At 38.3% G+C, this 17,455-nt stretch carries 18 protein-coding genes; 9 read left to right on the top strand and 9 right to left on the bottom strand.

Annotated features, from left to right (window positions below):
• Positions 1-19: 19 nt before the first annotated feature.
• Complete coding sequence (locus tag ACH0CI_RS23970; protein ID WP_013055290.1) at positions 20-238, bottom strand: alpha/beta-type small acid-soluble spore protein; 219 nt, start codon at positions 236-238, stop codon at positions 20-22.
• A gap of 292 nt (positions 239-530) precedes the next feature.
• Between ACH0CI_RS23970 and ACH0CI_RS23965 the strand changes: the two genes are divergently transcribed.
• The gene (locus tag ACH0CI_RS23965) at positions 531-773 is read left to right on the top strand and encodes a hypothetical protein (RefSeq protein ID WP_034268022.1); all 243 of its coding nucleotides are present in this window, start codon (positions 531-533) and stop codon (positions 771-773) included.
• A 22-nt stretch (positions 774-795) separates the two neighbouring features.
• On the opposite strand, the gene ACH0CI_RS23960 is transcribed toward ACH0CI_RS23965, so the two are convergent.
• The 7 genes from ACH0CI_RS23960 to ACH0CI_RS23930 all read right to left on the bottom strand — a co-directional run bounded on the left by ACH0CI_RS23960 (position 796) and on the right by ACH0CI_RS23930 (position 8,186).
• Positions 796-1,905: an ABC transporter ATP-binding protein gene (locus ACH0CI_RS23960; protein ID WP_025752961.1), complete on the bottom strand. Its 1,110-nt coding sequence runs from the start codon at positions 1,903-1,905 to the stop codon at positions 796-798.
• Between the two features lie 139 nt (positions 1,906-2,044).
• A complete protein-coding gene (locus ACH0CI_RS23955) occupies positions 2,045-2,947 on the bottom strand; it encodes a PucR family transcriptional regulator (RefSeq protein ID WP_033580652.1) in 903 nt (300 codons plus the stop codon).
• 29 nt (positions 2,948-2,976) lie between these two features.
• Positions 2,977-3,186: a YheE family protein gene (locus tag ACH0CI_RS23950; protein WP_028412569.1), complete on the bottom strand. Its 210-nt coding sequence runs from the start codon at positions 3,184-3,186 to the stop codon at positions 2,977-2,979.
• A 66-nt stretch (positions 3,187-3,252) separates the two neighbouring features.
• Positions 3,253-4,413 (bottom strand): YheC/YheD family endospore coat-associated protein, encoded by a 1,161-nt coding sequence (locus ACH0CI_RS23945; RefSeq protein ID WP_028412568.1) that lies wholly within the window; start codon positions 4,411-4,413, stop codon positions 3,253-3,255.
• Positions 4,410-5,759 carry a YheC/YheD family endospore coat-associated protein gene (locus tag ACH0CI_RS23940; protein ID WP_335387855.1) on the bottom strand — a complete coding sequence of 450 codons (1,350 nt, stop codon included), beginning with the start codon at positions 5,757-5,759 and terminating at the stop codon, positions 4,410-4,412. The genes ACH0CI_RS23945 and ACH0CI_RS23940 overlap by 4 nt, the downstream gene beginning before the upstream one ends.
• A 4-nt stretch (positions 5,760-5,763) precedes the next feature.
• On the bottom strand, positions 5,764-6,843 hold the full coding sequence (locus ACH0CI_RS23935) for a YheC/YheD family endospore coat-associated protein (protein ID WP_063247664.1): 1,080 nt from the start codon (positions 6,841-6,843) through the stop codon (positions 5,764-5,766).
• Entirely contained in the window at positions 6,840-8,186 is a 1,347-nt protein-coding gene (locus ACH0CI_RS23930; protein ID WP_406902367.1) for a YheC/YheD family endospore coat-associated protein, read from the bottom strand. The genes ACH0CI_RS23935 and ACH0CI_RS23930 overlap by 4 nt, the downstream gene beginning before the upstream one ends.
• 187 nt (positions 8,187-8,373) lie before the next feature.
• On the opposite strand from ACH0CI_RS23930, the gene ACH0CI_RS23925 reads away from it, so the two are divergent.
• The 6 genes from ACH0CI_RS23925 to ACH0CI_RS23900 all read left to right on the top strand — a co-directional run bounded on the left by ACH0CI_RS23925 (position 8,374) and on the right by ACH0CI_RS23900 (position 14,551).
• Entirely contained in the window at positions 8,374-8,724 is a 351-nt protein-coding gene (locus ACH0CI_RS23925) for a YlbF/YmcA family competence regulator (RefSeq protein WP_013055299.1), read from the top strand.
• Positions 8,725-8,903: 179 nt separating this feature from the next.
• Positions 8,904-9,782: a Cof-type HAD-IIB family hydrolase gene (locus ACH0CI_RS23920; RefSeq protein WP_028412564.1), complete on the top strand. Its 879-nt coding sequence runs from the start codon at positions 8,904-8,906 to the stop codon at positions 9,780-9,782.
• Positions 9,783-10,125: 343 nt separating this feature from the next.
• The gene (locus ACH0CI_RS23915) at positions 10,126-11,628 is read left to right on the top strand and encodes a coproporphyrinogen III oxidase (RefSeq protein ID WP_182029536.1); all 1,503 of its coding nucleotides are present in this window, start codon (positions 10,126-10,128) and stop codon (positions 11,626-11,628) included.
• 114 nt (positions 11,629-11,742) lie between these two features.
• Complete coding sequence (locus tag ACH0CI_RS23910; RefSeq protein WP_335387859.1) at positions 11,743-13,356, top strand: long-chain fatty acid--CoA ligase; 1,614 nt, start codon at positions 11,743-11,745, stop codon at positions 13,354-13,356.
• A 6-nt stretch (positions 13,357-13,362) separates the two neighbouring features.
• Entirely contained in the window at positions 13,363-14,166 is an 804-nt protein-coding gene (locus ACH0CI_RS23905) for an enoyl-CoA hydratase (RefSeq protein ID WP_028412561.1), read from the top strand.
• Between the two features lie 112 nt (positions 14,167-14,278).
• On the top strand, positions 14,279-14,551 hold the full coding sequence (locus ACH0CI_RS23900) for an HU family DNA-binding protein (protein ID WP_013055305.1): 273 nt from the start codon (positions 14,279-14,281) through the stop codon (positions 14,549-14,551).
• Between the two features lie 40 nt (positions 14,552-14,591).
• Here ACH0CI_RS23900 and ACH0CI_RS23895 read toward each other — a convergent pair whose 3' ends face one another.
• Positions 14,592-14,777 carry a YhzD family protein gene (locus ACH0CI_RS23895; RefSeq protein ID WP_406902366.1) on the bottom strand — a complete coding sequence of 62 codons (186 nt, stop codon included), beginning with the start codon at positions 14,775-14,777 and terminating at the stop codon, positions 14,592-14,594.
• Positions 14,778-14,918: 141 nt separating this feature from the next.
• On the opposite strand from ACH0CI_RS23895, the gene ACH0CI_RS23890 reads away from it, so the two are divergent.
• Together ACH0CI_RS23890 and ACH0CI_RS23885 are read left to right on the top strand one after the other, a co-directional pair.
• The gene (locus ACH0CI_RS23890; RefSeq protein WP_028412559.1) at positions 14,919-15,818 is read left to right on the top strand and encodes an ABC transporter ATP-binding protein; all 900 of its coding nucleotides are present in this window, start codon (positions 14,919-14,921) and stop codon (positions 15,816-15,818) included.
• Positions 15,811-17,064 carry an ABC transporter permease gene (locus tag ACH0CI_RS23885; RefSeq protein ID WP_034267995.1) on the top strand — a complete coding sequence of 418 codons (1,254 nt, stop codon included), beginning with the start codon at positions 15,811-15,813 and terminating at the stop codon, positions 17,062-17,064. The genes ACH0CI_RS23890 and ACH0CI_RS23885 overlap by 8 nt, the downstream gene beginning before the upstream one ends.
• The last annotated feature ends 391 nt before the right edge of the window (positions 17,065-17,455 follow it).

Raw genomic sequence — 17,455 nt, 5'->3', positions numbered from 1 at the left:
AATATGAAATTAGTTAATATTAGTACTTGCCGCCTAAGTTTTGCTCAGCTAATTGTACTAAACGTTTTGTGATTTCGCCACCAACAGATCCGTTCGCACGAGCTGTTGCATCTGGTCCTAAGTTTACACCAAACTCACTAGCGATTTCGAACTTCATTTGATCGATAGCAGCTTGAGCACCAGGCGCTACTAACTTGTTTGATGAATTTCTGTTTGATGCGTTTTGATAATTTGCCATGTGTATTCATCTCCTCGTTAGATAAAATAGATTTAATGGTTGAGTTAGCTGGAGTTGAACCAGCCGAGCAGATGCATCGATTAGATCTGCTTGCCTACCGCGGCGTAACTCAATGTTTGCGAGCTGTTGTGCTCGGTTGTTACTAGTATTATGGCGAAAGGGAAAAAAACATATACATAGAATTTTATTGGTAATTTATAGAAATTTTTGTGTGGAGTTTGATAAAGAGTAAGAGAGTTTTATTCCGTGCATATTATAGGTACATATTGATCAGGTAAAGCGAGGTGTGCGGATGTCGATTTGTTCTTTATGTAATGGGTTTAGTGATGTACAAATGACGTGCAAAGCATGTGGAGAAGTGCTGGGGGATATGGGAAAAGTCAGCGATTATTTTGATGATTATAGTGCTTACATGGAAATCGATCAGTTAAAAGTAGAAAATGGGTATCCTAGTGATTTAGCAAATCACCAATGTATTCATCTCTTTTACTGCTCTACTTGTCACAGTGAGGAATTGAAGCAAATACAGGAATAAAAAAGACCCCTAAGGGTCTTTTTTATTCGTGTTCAGCACGGATGCGCTGTTCGGATTCTGCATCAAAGAAATGCGCTTTGTTCATATCTAATGCTAAGTCTAGAGACTGAAGCGGTTTAATATCTGTTCTTGAATCTACGCGTGCTACAAAGTCTTGTCCGCCAAGTTTAGAATAAAGCATGGTTTCAGCTCCCATTAACTCGGATACATCGACTTTAATGGTAACTTTTGTGCCGGGTGAAGATTCAATAAATACAGGTTCATCATGGAAATCTTCAGGACGGATGCCTAAAATAATTTGTTTATTTAAATATCCTTGCTCGCGAAGTATTTTCATTTTACCTTCCGGAACTGCAAGAAGAGAATCGCCTACTTGAACCTTTCCGTCTTTTAACGTTCCGGTTAAGAAGTTCATAGCAGGAGAACCAATAAACCCGCCTACAAATACATTTTCAGGTTTTTCATATACTTCTTTTGGTGTACCAACCTGCTGGATAATCCCATCTTTCATAACAACCAGACGAGAAGCCATTGTCATTGCTTCGGTTTGGTCATGTGTTACGTAAATTGTCGTTGTACCCAAACGCTGGTGAAGCTTCGCAATTTCAGAACGCATTTGCACACGTAATTTCGCGTCTAAGTTTGATAAAGGTTCGTCCATTAAGAAGACCTTAGCATCACGAACGATTGCACGACCTAGAGCTACACGCTGACGCTGTCCGCCGGATAATGCTTTTGGCTTGCGCTCTAAGTATTGCTCAAGTCCTAAAATACGAGCGGCATCTTTTACGCGGCGTTCGATTTCATCTTTTGGTAATTTACGAAGTTTTAAGCCGAAAGCCATGTTGTCATATACGCTCATATGAGGATACAATGCGTAGTTTTGGAATACCATTGCAATATCGCGATCTTTTGGAGCAACGTCATTTACACGCTTGCTGTCAATATAAAAATCACCTTTGGAAATTTCCTCTAGCCCTGCAACCATACGAAGCGTTGTCGATTTCCCGCAGCCTGAAGGCCCAACAAATACAATAAATTCTTTATCTTGAATGTGAAGGTTAAAATCTTTTACCGCCGTCACATCTTTATCATACATTTTATAAATATGTTCTAAACGTAATTCAGCCATTTCCATTTCCCCCTTGTATGTACTCTGTGAAACCGTTTTCTTAACTCTAGTGTAATTTTTTTTAATGAAACGGTAAATGGCAAACATGCACAAAAAAAAGAAAGAGTTTTCGTGCACTATTTACGAAAACCCTTTCATTTTATTTTTTATCCTGCGAATTTTTTAACGCAAGAATAGCTAAGTAAGCAGACACAGCTCCCGTGAAGTGTTTGATATCAAGGTGTGTGCGATCAATAAATTTCTCAATTCTATACTGCAAGCTGTTGCGATGCATGTACAAATTCTTAGCAGCAAGAGATACGTTTAAATTACATTCTAAATAAACTTTAATCGTTTCTAAAAGATCTCCATCATCTTTTACTAAGTCAAGTAAATGTATCATATGATTTTGGATTGCCTCTGAAGACTCTTGCAGAACCAAATGGGGTAAAACGTCGGTAAAATGGATAACATGGTTTTGTTCGACTGTATGCTTAATTTGATAAAACCATTTCTTTTCACGCTCAAAAATTAATCGCGGTGAAGACGGAAAAAAGTGAATTTGTCCTTCAAAGAACTGAATTGAAGTTTCAAAATCATGACATAGCACCTCGATAGAATCTGATAAATTTTCAGTTAAGTCATTAGGATCATCAAAGGTTTCGATAACGATACCTGATTGTTTATCAATCCACAACACAGTAATCGAGGTAGAATACAAGGCGTGAAGCGCATTTTCAAACTCTATTTTTTGTTCAAACAAACGTTTAATTAAAAACTGGGTAAAGCGAAAAGAATGGTGCGTATGATGAGAGTGAATGACTTTTTCAGGTGCTTTAAATAACAGGTTTGACCAATACAATTGTTCTGGCGTCAGGAAAGAAACTTCCTCATCATAAGGCGTTAAAAAAGCAGAAAGTAATGCCTGCTCTTTTTGAGACAAAGCCGTGTGTTCAATTCCAATGAAGCCTTCATCACATGAAAACCATTTGTATCGTTCAAATTGAGAAGGGATTTTAGCCTTAATCATTTTATCCCCAAATAGTGTGTGCAGCTGTTTCATCTGTGCTCGTTCCCTTCGGTGAAAGCTTACTATTCATAAACGTGAAAAAGCATAAGCTCATGAATATAATCAATTAATTGTGTTTCATCTATTTGATTAGAAAGCGCAGTTTTCCATACAATTTGTCCATCTTTTAAATAATCAGCCTCGTAATAAACCCGATTCATATAAAACGAGATGTGCCAGCCCGGCATTCGATTATTTTGATACAGTGGTTTAACCTGAAAATGTGCAACCATAAAGAAAATCTCCTTTCTCAAGTAGTTATTATAAGCTTACCATGAGAAAAGGAGATGAAAAATCATTTAATCTAAAAATTTTGTTAATTTGTAAAATATGTTGCATATGTGTTTAGCACCTTGCGTTTGAATGTCTGTTTCATCAAAAATCATCGGTTTTGCATTCACTTCAAACAGATAATAATGACCTTGGACTGACTTTGCCATATCAAGAGAAAATTCTTCAATGAGAGGGAAGGACTTTTGAAGGACTTGCCCGCACGTATTTACAAAAGACGAAAGAAAGGAAGTATCTACTTCATCTTCAAGATCTTGAGAAGGTGAAATGCTTCCGCCGTTTAACGTATGTGTTGTAATGGAGTGATAGGGACTATGTCGAATACCGACGCCGCTAATAACATACCGGCTATCTTTGTGATGCGCTAAAATACGTAAGTCATAGCGCCGGTCTTTGAATGGCTGCGTCTCAATTGCTTCTTGAATGAGATAAGCAGACCTGGGAAGGTCAATTGCTTGTAAAGAAGAAAATTCTTCTTTGCGTGTATGATCTTGATAAATAATCGTATGCTTATCGGAAGATAATCGGAAAATTCCAGCGCCTTTACTGCTGTTAATAGGCTTAAAATAAAGAGAAGAGTGTTTTTGCAGAAGCTTAGCAATATCAATTTCTGGTGTTAAACGATAGGTTTTAGGAAGGTGAGAAGATAATAGTGGATGTTTTGAAAATAACTGATACACTTTCCATTTTGAAAAAAAAGCGGAATTAAAAAGGGGGATGTGCCTGCTTTTTATTTTTTTGTGTAAAGATTTCAGCTTTTTGGTTTCTGATTTTCTTCCTGGATAACGATTATATATAACGTTTGGCAGCGGCAAAGTTGTTTTGATCCACTGCTTTTTTGCCCCGTCAAAGCAATACCCTTCAAAGAAGTGATGAGACATTGTTTCTTCAGCGAATAAAGCAAGAAGCCCGCCTTTCTCTTGCAGGGTATGATGTAAGAGTTCTAATAAAGGACGCTGTTTTACATTCAGTTTTTCCAAAACAGCTTTGTTCGTTAAAACTCCCACAATAGGACCTGCTTTTTCTCCTTTTAAACGAAGAAAAGCTTGAGTAGAAGAAATACTTTGAGTAAAGGGAAGTTCAATTTCTTGAACTCCCCATGTGTAAGATGCTGAAGGATTATTATGAAACCACTGCTGCTTTTCTTTGTGATAGTAAATTGTAATCATATGCTGATGCCTTCAGGTGTATTTAGATAGTATCCAGATAAGTAAATCGCATATTCTAGAGAAAGTTTTCTAGTTTGTTGATCCGCTTTTCGTAAGGCAGGGTGTGAAAAAATAGAGCGACCGGGCTTAGAGTTAGCTTCAAACAGCCACACGTTTCCTTGATAATCCACTCCAAAATCGAATCCAAGCTCTCCAATTAATCCGTTCAACTCCTGTTCAAGTATATGACTAATTGAGATAGCGGCATCTTTTAGCTTATTTTCAATTTCTTTTTTGTAAGAAGGGTTAGTGAATATTTTGGCTGTAGCTTCAATTTCTCCGCCGTAATCAAGATGCGTAGTGATGCTGTTGGGACCGGCTACTTTAGCAGCTAGAGCAGTAAGCACCCATTGGTTATTCCCATCTTTATTCGTATGCACGCGAAAGTCTACACAGCGCTTTTCTTTTTTGATTAATGAAATACCTTGCTGAGCAATGTATGAAGGATTAGTAAGTAAATATTCAAATTCTGATAATAGTTCCTCTAAGGTTTCTTTTTCTTGAACATGAAGACCTTTTTCTCCTTTGTAAGTCAGCGTGTACATGGAATCCTTAAAAGCTAGCGTATAAATGCCGCGGCCTAAGCTTCCGTTTTTCGGCTTTAAATAAACGGTTTGATGAAGAAGCAGAAGTTTTTTTATTTGCTCACACGAAGGACTTTCAACCGTGTAAGGTAACAAATAGGCTGTCTGCTCGTTCAGTTTTAAAAGCTCATGAATTTCCCACTTGTTGAAAAAATCAGGATTAAAAAATGGAATGCCGTAATCAGTCATCATCTTTTCTTTAATGAACTTAAAAGGAGCTAACCCCTCTGTTTTTCGATTTGGCAAACGGTTATATACAACGTTAGGAAGCGGGACTTCATGCTGTGTCCAGCCGCTTTCCTCGTAAAAATAGCCGTTTATGGTCCCGGTTTCCCAGTTGATATGATGAGTTCCAAAAATAAAAGGAAGTCCCCCTGTTATACTTGCAGTAGAAAGAAGTTTAGCTAAGTGAAGGGAACGCTTTCCAATTGGCCGCAGCAGAGAACCAGTAAAACCAGCTGATAACACACCAATTAAAGGTCCTAAGTGAATGGTCTCATTCACAATAATAGGGTGCATCATATGAGCGAAAGGAATTTGCAGTTTTGTCATTAGCTCAGCTGAAATCTGAATTTCTTCACATTCTGAAGATTGTATAAGGCATGGAGCTGTCATTGTTCCAAAAGCTGCTTGTTTCAAGGAGTCTTTGTAAAGAGGTGCAGGAACAGAAAGATCGCATCCTAGCTGCTCTACTACAACAAGGCGAGTAAGAGTTTTTTTCATAGCATTACTCCTTACGATACGATAGTGTGTTAGCTAAATAGATGCAGTAAGACAGGACATTTTTATACATGACTTCTTTTTGTTCAGGAGCTGTCTCCATTACGATTTTTCTTCCTGGTTTCGAATTTAAATCTAGAATCCAGATGCTGAAGTCTCTCGAGATACATAAATCAATACCTAATTCAAAAAGAGAAGGAAAATGTTTTTCCAGCACGGACGGAATCGTTTTACAAATGGTGTTGATTTCATCCATCACATATTGACGGTGAACGCGAGGGATGCGAGGCAGCAAGTTCTCAAAAGGTACAATAGAGGCTCCTGAACTTACATTTGTTACGATGGAGTCTCGTTCACCTTGTCTAATTCCTCTTCCAATTTCTTTCCAAGCACCATCGTTTCCTTTTTGTAATAGCAGTCTTATATCAAAAGGAGTGCGCTCATAAGGAAAAAATGAAATATGGGGCTGAGCAATATACAATACATCACGGGCCGTTTTCGTAAACCAGTTCTTAAACTCCTGAAAAGAGGAAAATAGAATGGTGTTTACAATGTCATTTTGTTGATAAGAAGCTTCAATTTCACGTCCACGCTGTCTTAATTTCACAATTCCTTTACCTTGTGAGCCGTTGGCAGGCTTAATCATTAGGCTATCGTTTGTTCGAAGCAGCTGAACAAGCTGCTCTACACTTTCGATTGGAGTGGTAGGAGGAATATATGAAGATAAATAGCTATCTTTTTTAATTGCTTCATAGACATCTAGCTTATTGGGCAATCCATGGCCTAAAAATGTAACATCTTCCCGCTGTTTAAGCCAGTTTACAATAGGGCGAGCCTTATTAGACAGCGAGTCTTTTCGATAAAAGCAGCGATCGTAAATAAACGAAGGAAGTAAAAAGGAATCTTCTATCCATTTCTTTTGTTGTAAATCGTAGCGGAAGCCTTCAATATTTTCGGTGTTAGGATGAATGTTAAAAGGAGTAAAACGGTATATTTCAATTGAAAACTCAGAAGCATGTTTAGCAATTTCGGTCACATACTCCACTTCTTGCTGTGGGTGAATCGTTAAAAAGCCTAATGAAATCATCGTAAATCCTCCTTGGCAAATTGAAAATTCGTTGCATGCAGACAATAATCAAGCAGTGCTTTTGTTGAGGGACGAACAGAGAGAGCGCTTGAATCTAATTGTTTGGAAGGTTTGACATTTACTTCAATAATCCAAGGCTTTCCTTCTTGATCAATCGCTAAATCAATACCAAATTCTGCATAAAGTTCAGACGGGTGAGAAAGCTGTGTGCAAATTTCAATCGCAATCTCTTTTAAAAGTGAAAGGATATGGCGCGTCGTTTTTGAATCATAGAGCTGAGTTAAAACTTGCTGAGGAGGATGAATATCCCCTCCACGAGCAAGATTTGAGACGAAATTGCCGGGTTTTGATACACGTGTGACAATGGACGTGATTTTCCACGTCAAGTCGTCTTTTTTATGACAGAGAATGCGGAAATCAAAAGGGCACTGTTTGTATGTCTGCAGTGAAATTCCTTCTTGGATAAGAAATCCTTGCCTTTTTAATTGACTATAAAGCGTTTCAAATAAGTCATAGAGAGATTCATATTCTTTTTCATACGTCTGTGTAAACGTTGTATAGTCTAAAATATACTTCTCTTTCTTTGAAATTTTAAAAATATTTTTTCCTTGGCTACCATGAACAGGCTTCAGAAAAACATCGTCATGAAGTTCCAAAGCGTCAAGAAGATCTTGACGTGAACGAAGCTGATACGTTTTTGGCAAATATGGAAGCAAGTGTACAACATCTTTAAGCTGTTGAAAAACCGTCCATTTATTTAAGTAGCGTGCGTTAAAGAAAGGAACGTCATGCTCTTTCAAAAATGTTTTAAAGGTTTGAAAATCAGCACTTTGCTCGGTTTTCCTGGCATGAATCCGGTTGTGTACGATTCCCGGAAAGGGAACGTCTGAATAAATCCATCGATCACCGCGATAAACATATCCTTTAGGGGACAATGAATTCACGTCGCTCAATTTGCTCACATAGCAAAAACACCCTAACTCCTTGCAAGCTTGAACAAATTCCTTACAAAATACAGAAATGGAGCCAAAGGGTTCTTCATCTTCTCGAACTTCTGTTACGATGCTAATCACGGGTCCCATCCTAAACGTGTTCTCTTCGTAAATGCCTCTCAGCTGATGTGTTTCATACGGAAAGCGAAAGTCTGCAAATAGAGCTTCCGACATCATGAAGCAGCATTCTCGATGCTGAAAAACAGTGGCTTTGACTTCTTTCGTGATGGAGCCTACTGTTAACGTAAACTCGTGCTTGCATTTCACACATGAGAACAGAGCAGAACTAATGTAAATGTCGTCGCTCATATGGTTCTCTAGTGGTTTTAGAGAAATGGTAAAAGTATTCATAAACGAATCCTCTTTTTCTTTCCTTTAGTAGGCGAATGCTGATATATACTATGAGGAATTAGCCCAATCTGTGAAGAGAATTTATCGTTTTCTGAGAAAATAAAGGTCTTAAGCTGAATTTTATATAATAATTTGTTATAGTTAGGGAAGTCAAGAAATTATAGAACTGAATTAGGAGGAACTTAACGTGTCTGTAAACTTACATGATGTAGCAAATGATTTAGAAAAAGCAATTCGTCAAAGCGACGATTACACAAATTTAAAAAACTTATATGCAGCAGTAAACGCTGATCAAGGTTCAAAACAATTATTTGAGCGTTTCCGTACAATGCAAATGGAGCTGCAACAAAAGCAAATGATGGGCCAAGAGATCACTGAAGAAGAAGTTCAGCAAGCTCAACAAACAGTTGCAATCGTTCAACAAGATCAAAATATCGCGAAGCTAATGGAAGCTGAGCAACGTATGAGCATGGTAATTGGTGAATTAAACAAAATTATCATGAAGCCACTTGAAGAACTTTACGGTGCGGCTGAATAAGAGATAGAGAAAAGAGGAAAAGAGAAATCTTTTCCTCTTTTTTTATGCGGAAATTCCTTCTAATTGTGCAGTTCTGCTCATAAGCTTAGTAACAAGGCTACACATGCCGACTATCATGAAAAGGTCATTTATAACCGTATCCTAACGGATTAGACATCTATGAAAGAAGGGGTTCTCATATGGCTTATCGATTGCTAGCGTTGAATATTGATGGAACCATTTTAAATAGCCAAGGGCGCGTTACAAAAGAAACGAAAGACGCAATTCAATTTGTGAAAAATAAAGGGGTTTACGTTACGTTAGTAACAAACAGGCATTTTCCGTCTGCTAAAAAAATTGCTCGATCACTTAAAGTTCATCCAGCAATGCTCATTACTCATAGCGGTGCCTTTATCGGAACATCGATAGACAAACCAATACTAGATAAGAGAATTAGCGAGGAAAAAACATTTAATCTCATTCAGCTTTTTGAAAATTTTAATTGTCATGTCCGCATTTTGCATGAAAGGTTTTCAATTGGAAATCGTGTAAAGCTTCCTAATAATATTGTAGCTAAAAGCGTGTTAAAAACGGGAGAACCGCTCTTTTATCCCGTGCAGTTCGTAGATTCATTAGGGGATACGCTTCGTGATGAACCTGTTTCTACTCCAAAAATAGAAGTGTATTTTGCAGATCGTAGAGAAAAAGAATACGCTGAGCAAACAATTGCCAGTGCAGTTCCGGATATTGAATGGTTTTCGTATCCAAATGAAAATAGATGCTATATTACGCCAAAAGGAGCCACAAAAGCTGCCGGCGTTCGTTATGTAGCAAATCGTCTAGGGATACCGATGGAAGACGTAGTAGCCATTGGAAATTGCTATGATGATGTAGAAACGATTGAACACGCGGGAATGGGTGTGGCCATGGGCAATTCACCAACGGAATTAAAAATGCTTGCGGATTGGGTTACTCGTTCTAATAATGAAAATGGTGTAGCCTATATGGTGAAAGAATTATTTAGAAAGCAGCAGCGTCTTGGTTATCTTCATCAAATTGACAGCTTTCGTTTAAAATAAATAAAAGTATGTTAGTTGAAGGGAATCCGAACGAAGAATCCAACTCGTTCGGATTTTTTTCATTGGTAGGATAAACGTCAGCTTCACGTATGTAGCTGTTTCTAACTGTTGATTGAAGGGCAAGGCGAAGACTCCTGCGTAAATTAACAGAAGTGTAACAAGCAATTCATATGAGCTTATTTATCCCATTTGTTCGTCTATAGGTTGAATTAATGTAATTATGGCTCAATCTCTTTTTCCGTTTGTTTCCTGTCCGCGTATTCCCTTGAGCTGAGCACCTTGACCGGACATACGTAGGTTTTGTAAACTGATTACTTAGATAGAATTGATTTGAAAGGTGATTATATTGAACATTTATATAAAAGGTATAGAAGATGAGCGTTTTTTACGTCCGCTTCACCGAATTTCAGATTTGTTTTTTGAAGAAAGCAACGTCTCCTTTGAGGATGATAACGAAGCTCAGCTGAAGGTTGAAGTAGAGCTAAAAGTTCATGAAGAAATTTATGCGAAAGCAGTGCTGCATGATGCTGCAACGGACAAGGTGTTTACAGAAGAGCTTTCTAAATCGTTTACGCCGTATGAAACAGAAAAAGAAAAATTTAAGCAAATAAAAAATGTGGTGCTTCGCGTCTACTTATCTGTGTTACAGGAGTATACAAACATTGTTCAAAAATGGGGTATTTTAACCGGTATACGTCCAACGAAGTTGCTTCATATGAAACTGCAGTCAGGCAAAAGTAAAGAACAAGCACATCGTGAGCTAAAGGAAGAATATTTAATCACTGATGACAAAATTAATTTAATGCAGCATATTGTGGATCGTCAACTAGCAGCTATTCCCGATTTACATGAGTTAAAGAACGAGGTAAGCATTTATATAGGCATTCCGTTTTGTCCGACGAAGTGTGCATACTGTACATTCCCAGCCTATGCGATTAACGGACGTCAAGGATCTGTTACGTCATTTTTAGGCGGCTTGCATTATGAGATGCGTGAAGTAGGGAAATGGTTAAAAGACAATGACGTCAAGATTACAACCGTCTATTATGGCGGAGGCACACCAACGAGCATTACGGCTGAAGAAATGGACATGCTGTATGAAGAGATGTATGAATCGTTCCCTGATGTACAAAATATCCGTGAAATTACGGTAGAAGCAGGAAGACCCGATACGATTACGGAAGAAAAGCTAGCTGTTTTGAACAAATGGAATATTGACCGGATTAGTGTAAATCCGCAATCTTATATTCAAGAAACCTTAAAAGCTATTGGACGTCATCATACAGTTGAAGAAACGATTGATAAATTTCATCTTTCCCGAAAAATGGGGATGAATAACATTAACATGGACTTAATTATTGGGCTTCCAAATGAAGGTGTAGAAGAATTTCAGCATACGCTAGACGAATCTAAAAAATTGCTTCCTGAATCTTTAACTGTTCATACGCTATCGTTTAAACGCGCGTCTGAAATGACTCAAAATAAACGGAAATACAAAGTAGCAGATCGCTATGAAATTGGTAAAATGATGGATTTAGCGACTGAGTGGACTCAAGAACAAGGATATGAACCTTATTATTTATATCGCCAAAAAAATATTTTAGGTAATTTAGAGAACGTTGGATATTCATTCCCTGGTCAAGAGAGCCTGTACAATATTATGATCATGGAAGAAAAGCAGACGATTATTGGCCTTGGGTGCGGGGCATCCAGTAAGTTCGTGCATCCAGAAACAGGCATTATTACAAGGTTTGCGAATCCAAAAGACCCAAAATCGTACAACGATGGATTCGAGCACTATACGCAAGAGAAACTCAAGATTTTAGATGAATTGTTTAGGAAATAAAAAGGTCACTTTTTAGTGATCTTTTTTATTTTCAGCAGGGAAATGTCGGAATCTGTTGAATATATAAGAAAGTTGTAAGCGTTTTCTTATTATGACGATGCGAGGTGCCGCTTAATGATGAATGTACAGTTAACCGTACCATCTATGATGGAAAGAGCTGAAAAGCTGTTTGGTAAAAAAGAAGTGGTTTCTAAATCTTCAAAAGGGATTCAACGTTTAACTTATAATCAGTTAATAAAGCGGACTCGGCAGCTCTCTAGTATGCTAGAACGAATTGGAGTGAAGCGAGGAGAAAGAGTCGGAACGTTTGCATGGAATCATCATAGACATCTAGAGGCTTATTTTGCTGTGCCGGGAATAGGCGCTGTGCTTCACACAATTAATATCCGGTTAGATTCTGAGCAAATTGTATACATCATTAACCATGCGCGCGATAAAGTCATTTTACTTGATGAATGCTTTTTACCTTTATTTGAAAGCATTCATCAAAGGCTTCCACATATTGAAGCCTATATCCTTATGTCAGATGAAGGTGAGCTGCCAGAAACAGAGTTGCCAGTGTATCATTACGAAAATTGGATTCAGCAAGGGGATGCATCGCATTCCTTTGTTCAAGATTTAAGCGAAGAAGAACCAGCAGGTCTTTGTTATACCTCTGCTACTACAGGAGAGCCAAAGGGCGTTGTATATTCTCATCGCGCTATTTATTTACACTGTATGGCGCTAGGACTTGCTGATAGTGCTGGATTATCAGAAGGTGATATCGCTATGCCTATCGTTCCAATGTTTCACGTAAATGCATGGGGAATTCCTTTTGCTGCGGTCTGGTTTGGGACAAAGCTCGTGCTGCCGGGCGCTTTTTGTACCTCAGAGACGATTGCCTCTCTCATTGAACAAGAGAAAGTAACTCTTGCTGCAGCAGTACCTACCGTTTGGTTAAATTTTTTACAAGAGTTAGAAAAAAAGCCTTACGCAGTTGATAGTTTGAGGTCTATTTTATGCGGCGGATCAGCGGCCCCAAAAAGCGTCATTCGAGAATTTCAGGAAAAATATCAAATTGAATTTATGCATGCATACGGAATGACGGAAACAAGCCCTGTGGTAACCGTCTCCCGTTTAAAAAGCTATCAGTACAGCGAAGACCCTGAGTATCAGCTCAGCGTAAAAGCGAAGCAAGGTTTCTTAGTTCCTGGCGTTGAAATGAAAGTAATAGGTCAAAATGGAGAAGTTGCTTGGGATGGAGTGGAAATGGGTGAGCTATTACTAAAGGGGCCATGGGTAGCTTCTGAATATTACAAGGATAAAAGAACAGAAGATACGTTTAAAGACGGCTGGCTGTATACGGGAGATATTGTGACGGTTGACGAAGAGGGAACGATCAAAATTGTAGACCGAACAAAAGATTTAATTAAAAGCGGAGGAGAATGGATTTCATCGGTTGATCTAGAAAACGCGCTGATTGCCCATGAATCTGTTTTCGAAGCCTGTGTCATAGCAGTTCCTCATAAGGTGTGGCAAGAGCGTCCAGTTGCTTGTGTCGTGTTAAAAGATGCATATAAAGGTGTCGTTTCGTCAGAAGAGCTGCTCAAATTTTTAGCGCCGCAGTTCGCAAAATGGTGGCTTCCAGATGACATTTTATTTATGGATGAAATCCCAAAGACAACGGTCGGAAAGTTTTTAAAACGTGCGCTTCGTGAAAAAGTCCTCAATCATTATCAGAAAGGGTGAGTAAATATGACCGTCGAATTAAAAGTAGTAGAACTAGTTTTGCAAGAGCGTGTCGCCACAATTTCGTTTAACAGGCCGGATGCGTTAAATGCATTAAACGAAGAAGTGCTAGAGCAGTTTATTCAATGTTTAAAAGTTGTCGAAGAAAGTGAAGTGGACTTCTTAGTAGTAAAAGGAAACGGAAAAGTGTTTTCAGCAGGGGGAGATATTAATATGATGATGTCACCTTCACAATCAGAACGTTTTGAGCAGGTGATGGATTTAATTAATGAAGCCGTGCTGACTTTATACAGCCTGCCTCAAATGACGATAAGTGTACTGCACGGTGCGGCAGCAGGGCTAGGGCTCAGCATTGCGCTTGCTTCTGATTATATTATTGCAGAAAGACACACGAAAATTGCGATGAACTTTATCGGCATTGCTCTAATTCCAGACGGAGGCGGTCACTTTTTACTAGAAAAGCGCATCGGTTCTCATCGTGCGAAACAGCTAATTTGGGAAGGAAAGACATTAAAAGCAGAGGAAGCTCATCAATTTGGCATAATTGATGAAATAAAAGAAGGAGATTTGGCGAAGCGTGTAGAAGATTATCTCTCATATTGGCTAAAAAAACCTTCACGTGCTTTGAAGGAAACAAAGCGAATTTATGTGGAGACATCTATTTCACAATTAAAGCAAGTGCTTGCGCTTGAGAAAAGAAGTCAGTTTGCTATGAGCCAAAGTTCGGATCATAAGGAAGGTGTACGTGCGTTTCTGGAAAAGCGAGCGCCTGTTTTTAATCAAAGTGAAAAAGATATTTCCGAAAATTAAGTGAACTAGTTTAAAAGCCAATATTTTTGTCTATCATATTGATAGAGCATGTTTAAAAGTTGCAAAACAGTGGTAACACAAGATAATGTAGAAACTAATGAGGTGATTGGAAATGAACAAAACAGATTTAGTAAACGCAGTGGCAACAAAATCAGAGTTAACAAAAGCAGATGCATCTAAAGCAGTTGACGCATTACTAGAAACAATTTCATCAACGCTAGGTGAAGGTGAAAAAATTCAGTTAATCGGCTTCGGTACATTTGAAGTACGCGAGCGTGCTGCTCGTACAGGCCGTAACCCTCAAACGGGTGAAGAAATGCAAATTCCAGCATCAAAAGTACCGGCATTTAAAGCTGGTAAAGAACTAAAAGAAGCTGTAAAGTAATATAAAACGCCGGAAAGCTAAACCTTTCCGGCGTTTTGTATTAACGATGAAATAATACAAGTTTTCCGCTAGAGCTAACGCATCGATGTGTTTTTTCTAAGTAGGCAAGTTCTTCTAACTTTTTGGTGCCGATTGTCTTTGCTGCTGTTTCAGAAGCTGCTTCGAAGCTTTCATCTATTAATTTTTCTCCAGTCTTTTCAAAAGCGGTTAATGTATAAGTACTCATAAAATCTACTCTCCTCTTATAGTATAATTGTAAGCGTATTCAACATATTTCTCGTCTTATTCCTCTAAATCCTGCTAAGGTTTACAGATATCATTTTTTTCCATACAATAAACATAGGTTTATTTACAAAGGAGGAATTAAATGTCTCTTTCTATCCGTGAAGTTTCAAAAAGGTACGGTGAATTTACAGCTGTAAATGAACTATCCTTGCAAATTCCAAAGGGTGAAGTGTTTGGTTTTTTAGGTGCAAACGGTGCTGGCAAAACAACGACGTTTCGAATGATTTTAGGGCTCATTGAACCAACCTCAGGTCACATCCAATGGAATGATAAATCTTTAACTTACAGTAGAAGCCATCTAGTTGGTTACCTTCCAGAAGAAAGGGGATTATATCCGAAATTAAAAGTCAAAGATCAGCTTGTTTATCTAGGACGGCTGCGCGGGATGAAAAAAGCTAACGTGCTGCAAGAAATGGAGCGCTGGTTATCTCGATTTAATATTCCTCAATATGCTTCAAAAAAAGTAGAAGAGCTATCCAAAGGAAATCAGCAAAAAATTCAATTTATCGCTTCCGTTATTCATCGTCCCGAGCTGCTTATTTTAGATGAACCTTTTAGCGGCTTGGATCCTGTAAACGTAGAGGTACTAAAAGAAGCGGTACTTGATTTGAAAAAACGCGGGACGACGATTGTTTTTTCAAGTCATCGAATGGAACATGTGGAAGAACTTTGTGAATATTTATGTATTATGCATCATGGTACGCCTGTTGTATATGGAAGACTGCCGGAGATCAAGCGTTCATTTGGCAAGAAAAACGTCATTATACATGGGAAAGGTCCGTTTGAGAGAATTACGGAGCTTGAAGGTGTTGTAAAGGTGAAAAAAACGGTTGAAGGCATGATTGTTCAAATTCAGCATGAATCCGTATCGCAACTCATTTTTCAAGAACTTAAACATTTTTCATTTGTATCTAAATTTGCAGTGGAAGAGCCTTCATTAAATGATATTTTCATTGAAAAGGTAGGTGCTTCCTATGAATAAATTTTGGGTCATCGTTTTTCATACATATCTTAATAAATTAAAGACAAAATCTTTTATTATTACGACGATTATTACTGCTCTTATTCTAGTTGCTCTTACAAATATGGAGAAAATTATCGACGTTTTTAATTCAGACGATAATGGCACAAATGTGGGTGTCATCTATGAAGTGGAAAGCGTATATACGTTGTTCAAACAAAATGTAAATGCCATGGATAAAGACATTCATTTAAAAGAATTTACGTCTGAGGCTAAGGCAAAGCAAGCGGTAAAAAGCGGGCAGCTCGATAGCTATTTACTTTTATCTTTAAACGATAAGCAGCTGCCTCAAGCTGTGTACAAAGCTAACTCTTTGGCCGAATCAAATCTTTCATCTACCTTAGAACAGGCGGTACAGCAAACAAAAGTGGCTATGGCTACAGTGAAAATTGGTTTAGAAGAAAAGCAAATTGATCAGCTTTACAGCCCTGTTTCATTTAAAAAAGAAGCGTTAGTTGAAAATGCTAAAACAGAACAAGAGCTAAATCAAGCAAGAGGTCTTGTGTATGTTCTGCTGTTTGTTATTTATTTTGCCGTTATCATGTATGGGAGCATGATTGCGATGGAAGTAGCTACTGAAAAATCATCCCGCGTTATGGAGATCCTCGTATCGAGCGTATCACCTATTACACAAATGTTTGCTAAAATCATTGGAATTGCACTGCTCAGCTTAACACAGCTTGCAGTGATACTGAGCGTGGGCTACACATCGTTAAAAGCCAGTGTGGAAACAAATCATAACGGCATCTTTTCTTATCTCGGATTTAATGATGTTCCGCTGACTACATTCGTGTATGCATTTGTCTTTTTCATATTAGGGTACTTTCTTTTTGCTACGCTCGCGGCTTTTTTAGGTTCTCTTGTGAGCCGTATTGAAGATGTACAGCAAATGATTACGCCCATGACCCTTGTGATTGTGGCCGCTTTTTTAATTGCTATGTTTGGACTTGGTGATCCTGAAACCACAATCATTACGGTCACATCTTTTATCCCGTTTTTTGCTCCGATGATTATGTTTTTGCGTGTAGGTATGTTAAATGTTCCTATGTGGGAAGTGAGTGTATCGATAGGGATTTTGGTTGTGACGATTACTGCTTTAGCTATATTTGGTGCCCGTGTGTATAAAGGAGGAGTCCTTATGTATGGTCAATCGACCTCTTTTAAAGATATTAAAAAGGCGCTGCAGTTAACGAAAAAAGAAACATAAAGAAGTGAGAGGCTGAGACAAAAGTAGATTAGTTGAAGGGAGGTCCGGACGAACAATCTAGATTCTTGATGGAGAATCCAACTCGTCCGGATTTTTTTATTGGTATGGTGACCATAGTTTGCATGTATGTAGTTGTTTCTAGCTATGTATTGGAGAGCAAGACGAAGACTCCTGCGGAGAAAGCGGAAGCGACGAGGAGGCTCAGCGGCTGCCGGAAAGAGAAGTCTTGCACGGAAATCAACAGCGGTGCCTCAAGCGATTCATACTCGCTCCTTTATCCAATCTGTTTGTCTTTAGATTGTATTGATTTTGTTGTGTCATAATCTCATCTCTTATGAAAAAGCGTCTACCCGTGCATTCGGTGCCAAGCGATGGTAAAATGAAATGTAAA

Source organism: Priestia sp. 179-F W1.4 NHS (assembly GCF_045369295.1).
Classification (GTDB): Bacteria; Bacillota; Bacilli; order Bacillales; family Bacillaceae_H; genus Priestia; species Priestia zanthoxyli.
The sequence above is the reverse complement of the archived record's forward strand: the minus strand, read 5'-3'. Positions and strand labels throughout refer to the sequence as shown.